Annotated in this window: 18 protein-coding genes; 10 read left to right on the forward strand and 8 right to left on the reverse strand. The window is 43.8% G+C overall.

All coding sequences use genetic code 11. From position 1 onward, the window contains the following. Complete coding sequence (locus ACST13_RS03985; protein ID WP_459521932.1) at positions 1-2,595, reverse strand: polysaccharide biosynthesis/export family protein; 2,595 nt, start codon at positions 2,593-2,595, stop codon at positions 1-3. A 191-nt stretch (positions 2,596-2,786) separates the two neighbouring features. After that, a complete protein-coding gene (locus tag ACST13_RS03990) occupies positions 2,787-4,145 on the reverse strand; it encodes an MFS transporter (protein WP_459521933.1) in 1,359 nt (452 codons plus the stop codon). 295 nt (positions 4,146-4,440) lie between these two features. On the opposite strand from ACST13_RS03990, the gene ACST13_RS03995 reads away from it, so the two are divergent. From ACST13_RS03995 to ACST13_RS04020, 6 genes are all read left to right on the forward strand, one after another. Further along, on the forward strand, positions 4,441-4,776 hold the full coding sequence (locus ACST13_RS03995) for a type II toxin-antitoxin system RelE/ParE family toxin (RefSeq protein WP_459521934.1): 336 nt from the start codon (positions 4,441-4,443) through the stop codon (positions 4,774-4,776). Next, complete coding sequence (locus tag ACST13_RS04000; protein ID WP_459521935.1) at positions 4,760-5,056, forward strand: helix-turn-helix domain-containing protein; 297 nt, start codon at positions 4,760-4,762, stop codon at positions 5,054-5,056. Before ACST13_RS03995 ends, ACST13_RS04000 begins: the two co-directional genes overlap by 17 nt. 75 nt (positions 5,057-5,131) lie before the next feature. Beyond that, positions 5,132-5,323, forward strand: coding sequence for a hypothetical protein (locus ACST13_RS04005; RefSeq protein ID WP_459521936.1), 192 nt, complete (start codon positions 5,132-5,134; stop codon positions 5,321-5,323). Further along, the gene (locus ACST13_RS04010) at positions 5,324-5,551 is read left to right on the forward strand and encodes a hypothetical protein (protein ID WP_459521937.1); all 228 of its coding nucleotides are present in this window, start codon (positions 5,324-5,326) and stop codon (positions 5,549-5,551) included. It begins immediately after the preceding gene. A 248-nt stretch (positions 5,552-5,799) separates the two neighbouring features. Next, a complete protein-coding gene (locus tag ACST13_RS04015; RefSeq protein WP_459521938.1) occupies positions 5,800-6,168 on the forward strand; it encodes a type II toxin-antitoxin system RelE/ParE family toxin in 369 nt (122 codons plus the stop codon). After that, positions 6,131-6,430, forward strand: coding sequence for a helix-turn-helix domain-containing protein (locus ACST13_RS04020; RefSeq protein WP_459521939.1), 300 nt, complete (start codon positions 6,131-6,133; stop codon positions 6,428-6,430). The genes ACST13_RS04015 and ACST13_RS04020 overlap by 38 nt, the downstream gene beginning before the upstream one ends. A gap of 95 nt (positions 6,431-6,525) precedes the next feature. Here the strand turns inward: ACST13_RS04020 and ACST13_RS04025 are convergent, their stop codons facing one another. The 5 genes from ACST13_RS04025 to hisH are packed head-to-tail and all read right to left on the reverse strand — an operon-like array spanning position 6,526 to position 9,553. After that, positions 6,526-6,864 carry a phage holin family protein gene (locus tag ACST13_RS04025; protein ID WP_459521940.1) on the reverse strand — a complete coding sequence of 113 codons (339 nt, stop codon included), beginning with the start codon at positions 6,862-6,864 and terminating at the stop codon, positions 6,526-6,528. A gap of 6 nt (positions 6,865-6,870) precedes the next feature. Beyond that, positions 6,871-7,470: a bifunctional phosphoribosyl-AMP cyclohydrolase/phosphoribosyl-ATP diphosphatase HisIE gene (hisIE, locus tag ACST13_RS04030; RefSeq protein WP_459521941.1), complete on the reverse strand. Its 600-nt coding sequence runs from the start codon at positions 7,468-7,470 to the stop codon at positions 6,871-6,873. Positions 7,471-7,477: 7 nt separating this feature from the next. After that, positions 7,478-8,239: an imidazole glycerol phosphate synthase subunit HisF gene (hisF, locus tag ACST13_RS04035; protein WP_459521942.1), complete on the reverse strand. Its 762-nt coding sequence runs from the start codon at positions 8,237-8,239 to the stop codon at positions 7,478-7,480. Beyond that, positions 8,233-8,964 (reverse strand): 1-(5-phosphoribosyl)-5-[(5-phosphoribosylamino)methylideneamino]imidazole-4-carboxamide isomerase, encoded by a 732-nt coding sequence (hisA, locus tag ACST13_RS04040; protein ID WP_459521943.1) that lies wholly within the window; start codon positions 8,962-8,964, stop codon positions 8,233-8,235. The genes hisF and hisA overlap by 7 nt, the downstream gene beginning before the upstream one ends. A 1-nt stretch (position 8,965) precedes the next feature. Further along, entirely contained in the window at positions 8,966-9,553 is a 588-nt protein-coding gene (gene hisH, locus ACST13_RS04045; protein WP_459521944.1) for an imidazole glycerol phosphate synthase subunit HisH, read from the reverse strand. Positions 9,554-9,609: 56 nt separating this feature from the next. Here hisH and ACST13_RS04050 point away from each other — a divergent pair, with 56 nt between their 5' ends. Then, on the forward strand, positions 9,610-10,257 hold the full coding sequence (locus tag ACST13_RS04050) for a TVP38/TMEM64 family protein (protein WP_459521945.1): 648 nt from the start codon (positions 9,610-9,612) through the stop codon (positions 10,255-10,257). 255 nt (positions 10,258-10,512) lie between these two features. After that, positions 10,513-10,764: a hypothetical protein gene (locus ACST13_RS04055; RefSeq protein WP_459521946.1), complete on the forward strand. Its 252-nt coding sequence runs from the start codon at positions 10,513-10,515 to the stop codon at positions 10,762-10,764. A 116-nt stretch (positions 10,765-10,880) separates the two neighbouring features. Here the strand turns inward: ACST13_RS04055 and ACST13_RS04060 are convergent, their stop codons facing one another. Next, positions 10,881-11,276 (reverse strand): Dabb family protein, encoded by a 396-nt coding sequence (locus ACST13_RS04060; RefSeq protein WP_459521947.1) that lies wholly within the window; start codon positions 11,274-11,276, stop codon positions 10,881-10,883. Positions 11,277-11,302: 26 nt separating this feature from the next. Here ACST13_RS04060 and ACST13_RS04065 point away from each other — a divergent pair, with 26 nt between their 5' ends. Together ACST13_RS04065 and gpmI are read left to right on the forward strand one after the other, a co-directional pair. Then, positions 11,303-11,980 carry an NAD-dependent epimerase/dehydratase family protein gene (locus ACST13_RS04065; protein ID WP_459521948.1) on the forward strand — a complete coding sequence of 226 codons (678 nt, stop codon included), beginning with the start codon at positions 11,303-11,305 and terminating at the stop codon, positions 11,978-11,980. A gap of 52 nt (positions 11,981-12,032) precedes the next feature. Further along, positions 12,033-13,553 (forward strand): 2,3-bisphosphoglycerate-independent phosphoglycerate mutase, encoded by a 1,521-nt coding sequence (gene gpmI / locus ACST13_RS04070; RefSeq protein WP_459521949.1) that lies wholly within the window; start codon positions 12,033-12,035, stop codon positions 13,551-13,553. Positions 13,554-13,758: the final 205 nt, after the last annotated feature.

The following is a 13,758-nucleotide window of genomic DNA, read 5'->3' on the forward strand; positions in this document are numbered from 1 at the left end:
TTATTTAGTTAAATTAAATATCAATAAGTAGGTAGTAACTAAGCTAGAGGTTAATCCTAATAACCGATCAATACTAAAGTTGCCCTTAGGCTTCATATCCTTAGGTACAAAAACATGTGAACCAGGACTTACCCGAGGATAAATACGAATACCCATAAAGCTTTTAGTACGTAATACTGAACCATTTGCTGCTACCACATAAGAGCGTTTTCTAAGAGCAGTATTATTAAATCCCCCCGCTTGATCCACAAAATATTTTAAAGAAGCGGATTGATTGAATTTAACCGAAACAGGATATAACACATCGCCTGATATAGAAACGGTCTCATCAAAAGTAGGGATATACAAAATATCTCCTTCGCTCAATTGTAAATCTGCAGATCCACCTGGTGATTTGAGAATTTCGTCTAAATCAATAGATACAAATTGGTATTCACTTTCACTGATACTAACATCCTTTAAGTTTTTTAGTACTGACTTTTGAATAGACGATTTTATGTTCTCAATGTCACCTAAATCAATCTCTTCATTATTTTCCAATTTTGAAAGGGAATCCAATTTATTCTGCTTCTCTATATTGGTAATTTGTGTCTTAATTTGAGAGGCTAAAATACGATTCGATTCCGACATTCCACTATTTGTAGTTTCTTGATTGCGCTGGTTTAATTCCTTTAAACGATTAAGGTATTCATCTATATTACGCTTTGGCTTAAAGAATAATGATTTCCTGATCAATAATGCTCCCTTTAAATTTGCAGATGGCAAAACTCCGCCAGCACGGTACAAGAGATCTCCTACCTTCAAATCAAACTTATCAAATACATACTTCCCAGTATAACTTGCTTCTCCTTGTACATAAATATATTTAAATTCTTTGTAACCAATAGAAGGGCGAACAAATACTTGATCAAAGGGTTCTAAAGCAATTTTCTTTTCAATTTCGTTAATACTTAAATCAGAATTAATCTCCGCTTTAATTACCTTAGCTAATTCTGTTGGACTATCCTTAACGCGGCGTACCACTTCTATGTAAGAACTAGAGGCTGATTGCTTTAAACCCTTCGCTTTTATAATAAGATCCCCAATCGTCATTCCAGCCGCATAAGGAAAGGCTCCCTTTTGATTTACCTCACCATCAATGGAAACAGAATAAATCTCCTTCATATCAAAATTACTGGCTATAACCAATACATCCTCTTTCTGGACTAAAATATTATGTTCTAAATCACCAGCCACAACTTTTTTAAGGTCTATATCTAAAGCTTGCTGACTTAAATCTGCGCTAGAGCGATAGAGAATAGCGCGCCCTAAGAATGCATCAGGTTTCAGTCCCCCAGCCTTCTTCAATACATCAGCTATTCGTTCAGTTTTGTTAGATTCATAGTCCCCTGGACGAACCACAGCTCCGATTAATTGGACTCTGTTTTGAAAGGTAGTCAATGCCTTGGAAACGGAAACTGCATCTCCATCTTCTAGGCTAGTTTTAGAGAAATTAGCAGATTCTACATGCAAAATAATTTTATCTACACCTGTGTAACGCTGTATAGTAACATGGTCTTTAAAGGCTGTTTCTTTAAATCCATTTGCCATTTGAATCAAATCATTGACATTTTCTTTTGCCTTTGTCTCAAAATACAATGGACGTCTAACCTCTCCTATAATTTCAACTCGATTCACATACTTAGGCACTAATAGCACATCGCCATCCTCTAATCGAACATTGTGATCAGTTTTCCCTTTTAATAAAAAATCGTACAAATCAACTTCAGTCACTAAACGGCCTGCTCTGAATAATTGAATATTTCTGAAGCTACCTTTAGTAGTGGGTCCTCCTGCTGAATACAAGGCATTAAACGCTGTGGTATAAGAAGGCAATTGAAAAGTCCCTGGAGTTTTAACATCTCCCACAATATTGACTTTAATCGTTCTAACATTCGCTAGTGTAATTTGTAAATAACTACTAGGATTTGCTCCACCTAAACCCGCATAGCGTGTTCCTATCTTCTGGGTTAAAAGTGATTTAACGGCCTCTATTGTTAATCCCCCTACATGTGACAATCCCACATTGGGAATAACCACTTTACCCTCATTGCTAACTTTTAAATTAATAGTTGCTTGAGCTATACCATAAATTTGGACTATTAAATCGTCCCCAGGTCCTACCACATAATTTCGTGGAGTAGCCATACTCAAATTAGGAGCAAAACTCATCGTTTTGTTAGCAAACACTTCAAAGCCGAAGATTTTTTTCTCCTCGTCTGTTAAAGAGACACTATCTTTTTGTGATGTTTGGTTCGTATTATTTTGAGCCTGAGATAACGTTCCAGCCTGTTTGATATTACCTAATGTGTTTGCATTAGCCTTATTACCTCCCAAACCGTTCGCTTTCATCATTAAAGCACTTATCTGTGCATCAGAATAACCTTTTGACTTAGCCAAGGCTTGCAATTCAGCTGGACTCATTCCACGTTGCTCTGCCTGTATAATGATCTGATTTAACTGATCATCTGAAGGCATGGTAGTAGCCTGAGAATTAGCTTTATAGCTCAATAAACTAATAAACAGGACAAGCGATAATTTAAAACAATTCTTCATAAGGTAAATATAAGAATATTCGAAGAGATTCGATTCTCCATGGCTTCGCCATTCTAAGTCACAAATATAAGGTGCTCAGAAAATAGAATTCAAGAAACAAATATACCCCCATTTTGGTTTAGCGCCAAAGACAATTTATTTAAAGGGAATATTTGGCATTATATCCATCGAATTATGCGAAAAGTCTTATTTTAGTCACTTAAAGCCCTGCCTTTGGTTTCAGGTAAATAAATCACGCCCACGATGACCGTTAGGGCCGCTAGGGCAATGGGATAGAACAATCCGGCAAAATTCGAATGAGTGACGGCTCCCAGCCATGTGGCAACAAAAGGGGCACATCCGCCGAACACCCCATTAGCAAAGTGATAAGGGATGGAGAGGGAGGTGTAGCGGATTTTGGTAGGGAAAAGTTCAACTAGGAACGCGGCGATCGGGCCGTAGGCCATCGCCGCGAAAGTCACCAATAAGCTGCAAATGAAGGCCAATTCGAGCTTTCCGGTCCAAGTCAGGAAGATCGCGCCTTTGACCATCGTGCCCTCCTGGGCTACGATCGTGGACATCCACGAGAAAAGGGGGTAGTACCCGAGCGCAGCGAGGGCCATACCGCCCAGCATAATTTTCTTGCGACCCACCCGGTCAGACAGGCTTCCGAAATACACGAAGAGGGGAGTGCCCACCACCAGACTCGCGGCGATAATGAGGTTCGTCGTAATGAAATCGACCTGGAGGATTTTGTTGATGAAGATTTGGGCATAAAATTGTCCTGTATGCCAAACAACTCCCTGCCCCACAATCGCCCCAAACATCGCAATCAGCATTAAGCGGCGATTCGCCTTACTCGCAAAAGCCTCTTTTAAAGGGTTTTCGGAGAGTCGCCCTTCGGCCTTGAGTTTAGAGAAAAGCGGCGACTCGTCCATATTTCGTCTAATGAAATAGGACACAATCACTAGAATACCAGAAAGCGCAAAAGGCACCCGCCATCCCCAGTCCTTAAAGGCCGCATCGCCTAAAAGCTGCTGTGTCGCTAAGATGACCAGGATGGAGACGAAGAAACCGAGCGTCGCGGTCGTTTGGATGTAGGACGTGTACTTCCCGCGTTCGGCGTCTGGTGCATATTCCGCGACGTAAGTCGCGGCGCCCCCATACTCGCCCCCTAAGGCTAATCCCTGAATGATTCTCAATAGTAGAAGTATAGCTGGAGCTACTAACCCGATCTTCTCATAACTCGGTATAAACGCAATCGCAAACGTCGACCCACCCATCAGCATCAGCGTCAACAAAAACGTATACTTCCTCCCTATCAAATCCCCTAGCCTCCCAAAAATCAACCCACCAAAAGGCCTCGCCACAAACCCAGCCCCAAAAGCCGCTAACGTCGAAATGAACGCCGCTGTCGGATCCTCTTTTGGAAAGAAACTCAACGAAATAATCGCACTCAAACTCCCAAAAATATAGAAGTCATACCACTCAATCACCGTCCCCACACTTGACGCCACAATCACCTGCCACAACTTCTTAACCGGCACCTTATTATTATCAAACTCTTGCATAGCGTATTCTCAATTTCTTCCTAAAAATACAGAAAATATCACAATCGCCGCCATTTCCATAGACATTCTGGCTCAATTAACTCCATTGCCGGTTTTGATTGAATATCGACGCATTTCTATAAATGGTTTTTTGAGCTATTGACACAAACTGTCAATACCTCAAAATGGCTTATACAGTACAGCGCGTAGATTATCAATAACCTGTTAGCTACCTCTAATTGAACTATCTACATTTATATCGCTAATTAAAGTTGTCCGTTCGGATAACTATGTATACCTTTATAACGCTAAACAAATGAAGCATCGCCAATTAGTATTCCACGGGGATTACTATAAAAACTATTTTGACAGACAAAGACCTAAGATTAGAGAAAAGATTACCTGGACCTTGAAAATTATCCAGGAGCTAGAACAAATTCCCATTGATTTCTTTAAACACATTACAGGAGAAAAAGGGCTATATGAAATCAGAACAGAATATTCAGGCACAATTTGTAGAATATTCTGTTTTTTTGATAAAGACAATTCTATTGTTCTGATCAATGGATTCACTAAAAAAACGCAAAAAACACCAAGAGCAGAAATTGAAAGGGCTCTTAAAATCAAATATGCATATGAAAACGACAAATAAAACACTTGAAGAGTTTATTGACGAAAACTACGGAAAGGAGGGCTCACCCTCAAGGAAAGAATTTGACAAAGGATACGAAGCCTTTAAAATTGGATATCTAATCCAAAAAGCACGTCTAGAACGAGGCTTAACGCAAGAGGAATTAGCGGAAAAATGTGGAACAAATAAAGGATACATCTCAAAAGTCGAGAACAATTTGAAAGAAATCCGGATTTCAACTTTACAAAAAATTGTTGAATTAGGCCTTGGAGGCCGATTAGTAATAAATATCAAGCTCTGATTTCACATTATCAGTAAGCTGTTAGGTTAGGGGGAATGGAGGGAATACATTTGGAACACCAAACCACTAATCAATATGTTTAACCACTTCTCTAGATACCTGAAGCTCATCCGTGCCGTTCCGCTGCACGTGATGGCGCAGGATCTCGAGATCGACGCCGGGCTTTTGAGCAAATACGAAAACGGCAGTCGCATCCCAGATCTTGACCTCGTCATCATTTTTGCCCATTACCACGACGTAAACGCGCGCGAACTTTGTGTTTTCTAGATGCGGGAACGCATTAAGCGCTCCATCGCGGGCTACGAATTACTAGCTTTAGAAGCTTTGCCCTTTTGTTCCAAAGACCTAGATGCCTACCTCATCGGCAGAAAAACCGGCCTCGAACATAAATTAATCCGAAAACTACACATCCAAGCCCCCCTCACCTACGACCCCACCCAGGTCGTAAACCTCTTACGCTTTCAATACCGCCGCCATGGCACCATTAACCACTAAACAAAAAAACTATGAATTTCTTCAGACCAAAAGACCCCCTCCTTTTCTACAACGGCCACATGGGACCTTACAAATTCACCAAAGTGACCATTACCATCACCGAAAAAGAGCATGAAATCTATTGCGAATCAGTCATAGTAGCCCCCGTTTCAACTAAAAATCTAATTTTTGACGCGAGGAAGTTCCTGAATGATTTGAGGAATAGATGAAAAATTGTTGCACTATAGTGAAACTTAACTACCTTTGATGTGAGCAAGAATCAGAAATGCAGGAAAATAACATTTTATAAGAACTACTTTCCGGACTTCGTAATTAAGCAATCGGTAGACATTCAATATAAAATATATTGGACCTTTGATGTAATAGAAGACCTTTGGCGTGTTCCTGAAACATATTTAAAGCATATCGTTAATACTGATGGACTTTATGAAATTAGAGTTCAGGTAGGGAACGATATCATTCGAATATTTTGCTTTTTCGAGACTGGCAAACTGGTTATTTTAATCAATGGATTCCAGAAAAAAACTCAAAAAACACCTAAAAAAGAGATAAAATTAGCTTTAAAACTTAAATCAGAATATGAAAAACAAAAATCTGACAACCTTCGAGGAACATAAAGACAGACACATCGGCAAAGTAGGGACAAAAGAAAGAGATGAATATGAAGCAGGATATCAAATCTTTAAGGCAGGTGTTTTGATCCAGGTCAAGCGCTTAGAATTAGGTATGACTCAAGAAGAGCTTGCCACTAAAGTAGGCACCTCCAAGTCCTATATTTCTAAAATTGAAAACAACATTAAAGAAGCCCGCATTTCAACACTAGAAAAGATTGTTGAATTAGGTTTTGGGGGACGATTAGAAGTGTCGATTAAAATCTAAAATGGCAATTTTGCCTATTGACAGAATGTGTCAATTCCTGAAAAAGCTAGCTACACGCGTCGCCAAAATATCACAAAAACAGGCATTAAAGCCTCCTAACGGGTAAACAGCCCCACAAAAGAAGTGGACAGCGACACAAGAAAGCTAAAAATCAACGGAGCAATAAACCCTGTCACCGCAAAACCTGGCACATAAGCAGCGACTAGATAAACTAGACCTACCGAAATTACTAAAGAGAACAAGCCTAACGTCAAAAACGTAATAGGGAAGCTAATGATCTTCAGCACCGGCTTGATGAACGAATTCACAAAGCCCATCGCTAATGCGACTATAAGGGCAGTCGTAAAACCATCCACAGTGATGCCTTTTAAATAACGCGGGATAACTAATACGACCCCAGCGATAATGATGTAACGAATGATGAATCCTATCATAATAAATTATTTAGCAGCGTGACGAGATTGAAGAACGGCGATGATTTCGCTCAAATCGATTCCGCGGTCCTCTAATAAGACTAATAAGTGGAAAATTAAATCCGCCGCTTCTCCTTTGAAGAGCTCATCGTTTTGCATTAAAGCTTCGATAACGAGTTCGACGGCTTCTTCGCCTACTTTTTGGGCAATCTTATGAGTACCTAATTGAAATAGGGAGGCCGTATAAGACGAAGAAGCAGATGCGTCTTTGCGGCTACGGATGACGTGCTTTAGCTGATCTAACCAGGCGGCGTTGTCCGCGTTTGACTCATCGAAACAGGTGTCTGCGCCGGTGTGGCAAGTGGGACCAGCCGGTTTGGCCTGAATTAAAATGGTGTCTGCGTCGCAATCAATCGAAAGACTAACTACGTCTAGGAAGTTGCCTGATTCTTCGCCTTTGGTCCAAAGACGGTTCTTTGAGCGGCTGAAAAAGGTCACACGAGACTCAGCAACGGTCTTCGTATAGGCTTCCTCATTCATGTAGCCTAACATCAATACGGTACGGGTGCTGGCATCTTGGATGATGGCGGGCACGAGGCCTTTGGAAAAATCGGGTTGCTTGGACATATTTCTGTTAAATGCGCATCGGAATGCCTTGGGTAGCAAGGTAATTCTTCAATGCCAAAATTTCAATTTCTTTAAAGTGAAATATACTCGCGGCGAGGCCTGCGTCTGCTTTGCCGGTCGTAAATACTTCCGTAAAATGTTCCATCGTTCCCGCTCCGCCAGAGGCAATAATGGGAATGGAAGCTGCTGAGGATATGCGAGCGGTCAAATCACAGGCGAAGCCTGCTTTCGTTCCGTCCGCGTCCATCGAAGTTAATAATATTTCGCCAGCACCACGGTTTTCTACTTCGCGGGCCCATTCGAGAGTTTTTAGTTCGGTTATGCGTCTGCCGCCGTGGGTGTGGACGAAGTCCAGGCCCGCGGCGGGTTCAAAGCGTGTGTCGATCGCGACAATGATGCATTGAGAGCCAAAAGCCAAAGCCAGTTCATCAATCAGCTCTGGCCGGCGCACCGCAGACGAGTTGATGGACACTTTGTCCGCGCCGGCGTTCAGCAACGCCGATACATCAGCTATGGAAGAAATTCCGCCGCCCACGGTAAAAGGAATATTCACGTGCCGCGCGACTTCGCGGACTAAGTTCACCAAAGTCTTCCGGTCATCAACCGTAGCCGTAATATCTAAAAATACCAACTCATCCGCCCCCTGCTTCGCATAAAGTGCACCCAGCTCCACCGGATCACCGGCATCGCGCAGATCCACAAAGTTCGTCCCTTTCACGGTACGCCCTTCTTTAATATCCAAACAAGGTATGATGCGCTTTGTTAACATGCTGATGTTGAAAATTGTGCCAAATCCGCTAAACTAATCCGACCCTCATAAAACGCTTTCCCCACAATCACCCCAAACAAATTCATCTCCCGCAAGCGCACTAAATCATCCATACAGGCCACCCCACCGCTCGCAATCACACTCAGTGACGGGCTCGAAGCCTGAATTTTTTCATATAAATCGAAGCTGGGACCTTGCAATAAACCATCTTTGGCAACATCCGTCGAAATCACATACTTCGCGCCTTTCGAGGTATAATCCTGCAAAAAATCGAAAATCGAAATATTCGAATTCTCTTGCCAGCCCGAAACCGCAATCATCTCATTCTGCGCATCCGCCCCCAAAATAATCTTCTCCGACCCATACTTCTGCAACCATTCGCAGACCAGCGCAGGATTACGCACGGCAATACTGCCGGCGGTAATCTGCGCGGCACCCGCAGAAAAAGCCGTATCAATCATCTCATCGGACTGAACTCCTCCACCAAAATCAATATGCAGTTTTGTGTTTGATGCAATTCGTTCTAATACGTCTAGGTTCACAATCGTCTTCGCCTTCGCCCCATCCAAATCCACTAAGTGCAAACGCTGAATTCCGGCCCCCTCAAAGGCTTTGGCGATTTCCAAAGGGTCTTCTGAATAGACCGTCTTTTGGCCATAATCCCCCTGAGTCAAACGCACGCATTGCCCATTTATCAGATCGATCGCTGGAATTAGTTGAAACATATTAGAGTGCTAAGAAATTTTTCAAAATCTGTTCGCCAGCCTTTCCGCTGATTTCCGCGTGAAACTGCGCGGCATAAAAATTATCCTTTTGTAACATCGCCGAAAACGGCTGCACATACTCACAAACCGCTGTCGTATACTGATTTACGGGCGCATAAAAAGAGTGTACGAAATAGACGAACTCTTCTTTTTTCAGTCCTTGCATCAAAGGGTTGTCGCCTTTTTGCTCGATCGAATTCCACCCCACGTGTGGAATTTTCAAATCTTTACTAATGAACTTCTTCACCACCACGTCAAACACCCCGATGCAATTTGTGTTTCCCTCTTCCGAGTGCTTGCACAACAATTGCATTCCGATGCAGGTCGCCAAAACAGGCTGCTTCAACCCCTTTATCAATGCGTCTAGGCCCTTTTCTTTCAAATAAGCCATCGCCGTACTCGCCTCGCCCACCCCCGGAAAAATCACTTTGTCGGCCTTTTTAATCTGCTCATGGTCATCTGTCAGTTGGTATTTTTGACCAATACGATCCAACGCGTACATCACCGACGCCACATTCCCCGCATTGTATTTTATGATCGCAATTTCCATAAGCGTACAAAGGTATTAACTTTGGGGGATAATTGCCCCCTTTGCGGGGCCCTTTTATGAACAAAAAACTCGTTTACGAATCGCTCTACCTCGTTTGGATGGGCCTATTGCCCTTGCTGGCGTCTGGCTTTTTGGGCTATTTTGCGCTTTCGAATCCTTCGTTTTTTACGTCGTTTTCTCTGCTGGGGTCGGTGGTTTTTTGGATTTGCGCTGCTTTGATTATGGGCCTGGCCCTCTGTCCCACGACATTTTTTGCCTTGTTTACAGGCTATGTATATGGATTTTCGGGGTTGTTGCCGTTGATTTTGGCTTACTCGGCGGCTTCGGCTTTGGGTTATTTTCTTGCCAAAAAGTTCGGCGCGACAGCTTTGCTGTCGCGCGTACCTTCTAGTTTCCTAGCAAACGTGCGTTCATCCTCCTTTTCCTGGGTGTTCCTCGCACGGCTTTCTCCTATTTTCCCTTTCGCCATCACAAACGCCATCATGGCCTTCGTGGGCGTTCCCTTCCGCTCATTTATTACGGCTGGAACTTTGGGGATGTTGCCGCGGACATTTTTGGCGGTCTTTACAGGGATTTCTGCGTCATCGTGGGCTTTGCTTTTCGCGCGCCCAGAGTTATTGCGCTGGCAAGATGTGGTTTCTGTGGTATTGTTGCTTGTTTCCGCTGTAGGGATGTATGTTTTAGGACGCCGTTCTATGCGATAAGTGCGTTTTTGGCCTTATATGGCACTATTGTGATGAAATGCGTTGAAAAGTATAAATGGTTTTTTGAGGTATTGACAGTTTTTGTCAAAATTCAAAGTCCAAAGTTCAAAGTCCAAATCCGCAGGGTGACTAAGCTGCAAAGCAGCGACTAAGAAGTAGGCGACCAAGTCACGAAGTGACGACTAAGCGACAGAGTCGCGACTAAATTATCAGTTTTTAAAGTTGCTTTACAGCCAATAAAGCCTACATTTATCCATGCAACCACTAAACATCAAACTTTACGATTTAGCTCGTGCTAAATTGCACCTGAAAGATTCTGACGCCATGGAATTTGTATCCACCATTCACGAAATGCACGATCACATAGATCAGAATCTGGCCACAAAGGAATTTGTAAGCAAAGAACTTTCTGAAACGAAATTTGAAATTCTAAAATGGCTATTTATTTTCTGGGTAGGTCAATTATCCATCACAATAGGCATCGTTCTGATGTTAATCAAAAAATAGCCCACTGACTAAGTCCGCAGGACGACTAAACGACAAAGTCGTGACTAAATCGCAAAGCGATGACTAAGCCAAAGGCGACTAAGTCACGAAGTGACGACTAAGCGACAGCGTCGCGACTAAGCCGCAGGCTCCTGCGAATCTATCACCTGAACTTTCCCCCAAAGGTGCTTGTTCTCATCAATGAACTTCTTGTGAAGTGGATGGTAGAGGTATTCTTTCTCTTTTTCGGCGCTGTCGAAAACAAGGACTACCGAAAAGGTGTAACTTGCTTCTGTTACGGGTTTGTCAAAATCCGTGACGATGGGCTTGCCTACGTGGGCTGAAGTGATCATCGGAAGGGTTCCTAAAGCTTTAAGGGCGCGGTAGAGTTGATCGGTTTCGGTGGTGGAGCTTGGGTTTTTGGCCCAAAAAAGAACATGATGTATAAAGGTCATTTTCGTAGTTGATTCAGAAGAAGCCACAAAGGGCAAGGTCGAGGCTAGGGCGATAAAATCGCGGCGGGAGGTAGACATAGGTTTAATATTTTTTCAATTCTACGATGGAAAATCCACAAATCAAAGTGATTGTGACCGGGGTAACCGGGATGGTGGGCGAGGGCGTGATGCTGGAAGCGTTGCGTTCGCCGTTTGTGAGTGAGGTTTTGGCGATTAGTCGCAAGCCGTCCGAACATGCGCACCCTAAATTAAAGGAGTATTTTTTGGCCGATTTTTATCATCCGGAGGAGATCAAGGAGGTGGTGAAAGACTACGATGCGTGCTTGTTCTGCCTGGGGGTTTCGTCCGTGGGGATGAAGGAAGAAGAGTTTAGGCGCAAGACCTACGATTTGACTTTGGGTTTTGCGGCCCAAATGCCCAAAAATATAAGCTTCAGCTATATTTCCGGGATGTCCACGGACAGCTCCGAAAAGGGTTCCATCATGTGGGCGCGGGTGAAGGGGAAGACGGAAAATGATTTGAAAAAGATGGGTTTTCGGGATTCTTATTCGTTTAGGCCGGGGTATTTGGAGCCGATGAAGGGGAATAAATTCACCTTGAAATACTATAAATATGTCAATTGGATCTATCCGATACTATTATTGGTGGCGGGGAAGACGGCGTCGACTTTGGAAGAATTAGCCAAAGCGATGATCGAGGTGGCTGCCTTTCCGACCGAAAAGAAGACGATTGAGGTGGTGGATATTAAGGTTTTGGCAGAACAAATGAGCCATAGAATCTAGGCAAATTGCCTAGAAATGGGTATTTTTGCAGCGAAATGTAATACAATAAAAGATGGATAAGAAAGTAGTTTTAATGATCTTAGATGGCTGGGGCATCGCCACAAATCCCAAAGTTTCCGCGATCGACGCGGCCAAAACGCCATTTATTTCTTCACTATACGGCAAATATGCGCACTCAAAATTAGAGGCGTCCGGCCTAGCAGTGGGCTTACCAGAGGGCCAAATGGGCAACTCCGAAGTAGGCCACATGAACTTAGGTGCCGGCCGCGTGGTCTACCAAAACCTCGTTCGCATCAACAAAGCAGTCACCGAAAATACCTTGGGCCAAGAGCCTGAATTAGCCAAAGCATTCGACTATGCTAAAGCCAACAACAAGTCCGTTCACTTCATGGGCCTCGTGTCCGACGGCGGCGTTCACGCCCACATCGAGCACTTGAAATCCTTGCTTTCGACGGCGTCAGAGGCTGGTTTGGGTAACGTTTTCGTCCACGCTTTCACAGATGGTCGCGATACGGATCCCAAATCAGGTCTAAAATTCATGACCGATTTATACCAACATACGCTTAAAACCAACACGCAAATCGCCTCAGTAACGGGTCGTTACTATGCGATGGACCGCGATAATCGCTGGGAGCGGGTGGCTTTGGCCTACAAAGCAATGGTCCACGGCGAAGGAAATCCGTCAACTGATGTGCTGAAATCAATCGAAGCGAGCTACGCAACTGGTGTGACGGACGAGTTCATCCACCCGATTATTATGACGGATGCCGCTGGTTTGCCGCTGGGCAACATTCAAGAGGGCGACGTGGTGATCTGCTTCAACTTCCGCACCGACCGCGGCCGCGAAATCACACAGGCTTTAACGCAGCGTGATTTCCACGAGGAGAATATGCACAAAATGAATTTGTACTACTTGACGATGACGGAATACGATAAAGAGTTCCAAAACGTCCACGTCATCTTCAACGACTCCAACCTTCCCATGACCATGGGCGAGGTCCTAGAGGGCGCCGGCAAAAAACAAATTCGCATCGCCGAAACCGAAAAATACCCACACGTTACGTTCTTCTTCTCTGGCGGTCGTGAGGCCCTTTTTACAGGACAACAAAACATCCTACGCAACTCCCCCAAAGTCGCAACCTACGATCTTCAACCCGAAATGTCTGCCGCAGATCTTCGCGATGCGTTGATCCCCGAATTAGAAAAAGAAGAGGTAGACTTCGTCTGCTTAAACTTCGCTAATCCTGACATGGTAGGCCACACGGGCGTTTTCTCAGCTGTAGTTAAGGCAGTCGAAACCGTTGACGCTTGCGCCGAGGCAGTCGTAACAGCGGGTCTAGCTCACGGTTATTCCTTTATCATCATCGCTGACCACGGTAACGCGGACGTAATGATGAATGAAGATGGTTCTCCAAACACCGCTCACTCAACAAACCTTGTTCCTTGTATTTTAGTAGACAACGACTTCAAACCTACGCTTCGCGATGGAAAACTGGGTGACATTTCTCCTACGATCTTGAAGATGATGGGCGTGGCTCAACCGAAAGAGATGACGGGGGTGGCGTTATTTTAATTTTCGCGTTGCGAAAATTAAAATAAGTCGACTAGAAGTCATTCCGACTGCGTCGGAGTTATCGCTACGCGATTTAGTCGTCCCTGCGGGACTTAGTCGCGACTCCGTCGCTTAGTCCGGAGGGGATAAGTCCGATATGGCCTTTAGGTACTCCAGGGGCACAAATAGATTAAAATACTTTCAAAGTACTAAATGGTTTTTTGGC

Source organism: Aquirufa sp. A-Brett2-W8, from assembly GCF_054558755.1.

Bases quoted from the DNA above. Each gene is read 5' to 3' on its own strand.
- ACST13_RS03985 (WP_459521932.1), bottom strand. From the start codon at position 2,595: ATGAAGAATTGTTTTAAATTATCGCTTGTCCTGTTTATTAGTTTATTG.
- ACST13_RS03990 (WP_459521933.1), bottom strand. From the start codon at position 4,145: ATGCAAGAGTTTGATAATAATAAGGTGCCGGTTAAGAAGTTGTGGCAG.
- ACST13_RS03995 (WP_459521934.1), top strand. From the start codon at position 4,441: ATGAAGCATCGCCAATTAGTATTCCACGGGGATTACTATAAAAACTAT.
- ACST13_RS04000 (WP_459521935.1), top strand. From the start codon at position 4,760: ATGAAAACGACAAATAAAACACTTGAAGAGTTTATTGACGAAAACTAC.
- ACST13_RS04005 (WP_459521936.1), top strand. From the start codon at position 5,132: ATGTTTAACCACTTCTCTAGATACCTGAAGCTCATCCGTGCCGTTCCG.
- ACST13_RS04010 (WP_459521937.1), top strand. From the start codon at position 5,324: ATGCGGGAACGCATTAAGCGCTCCATCGCGGGCTACGAATTACTAGCT.
- ACST13_RS04020 (WP_459521939.1), top strand. From the start codon at position 6,131: ATGAAAAACAAAAATCTGACAACCTTCGAGGAACATAAAGACAGACAC.
- ACST13_RS04025 (WP_459521940.1), bottom strand. From the start codon at position 6,864: ATGATAGGATTCATCATTCGTTACATCATTATCGCTGGGGTCGTATTA.
- hisIE (WP_459521941.1), bottom strand. From the start codon at position 7,470: ATGTCCAAGCAACCCGATTTTTCCAAAGGCCTCGTGCCCGCCATCATC.
- hisF (WP_459521942.1), bottom strand. From the start codon at position 8,239: ATGTTAACAAAGCGCATCATACCTTGTTTGGATATTAAAGAAGGGCGT.
- hisA (WP_459521943.1), bottom strand. From the start codon at position 8,964: ATGTTTCAACTAATTCCAGCGATCGATCTGATAAATGGGCAATGCGTG.
- hisH (WP_459521944.1), bottom strand. From the start codon at position 9,553: ATGGAAATTGCGATCATAAAATACAATGCGGGGAATGTGGCGTCGGTG.
- ACST13_RS04050 (WP_459521945.1), top strand. From the start codon at position 9,610: ATGAACAAAAAACTCGTTTACGAATCGCTCTACCTCGTTTGGATGGGC.
- ACST13_RS04055 (WP_459521946.1), top strand. From the start codon at position 10,513: ATGCAACCACTAAACATCAAACTTTACGATTTAGCTCGTGCTAAATTG.
- ACST13_RS04060 (WP_459521947.1), bottom strand. From the start codon at position 11,276: ATGTCTACCTCCCGCCGCGATTTTATCGCCCTAGCCTCGACCTTGCCC.
- ACST13_RS04065 (WP_459521948.1), top strand. From the start codon at position 11,303: ATGGAAAATCCACAAATCAAAGTGATTGTGACCGGGGTAACCGGGATG.
- gpmI (WP_459521949.1), top strand. From the start codon at position 12,033: ATGGATAAGAAAGTAGTTTTAATGATCTTAGATGGCTGGGGCATCGCC.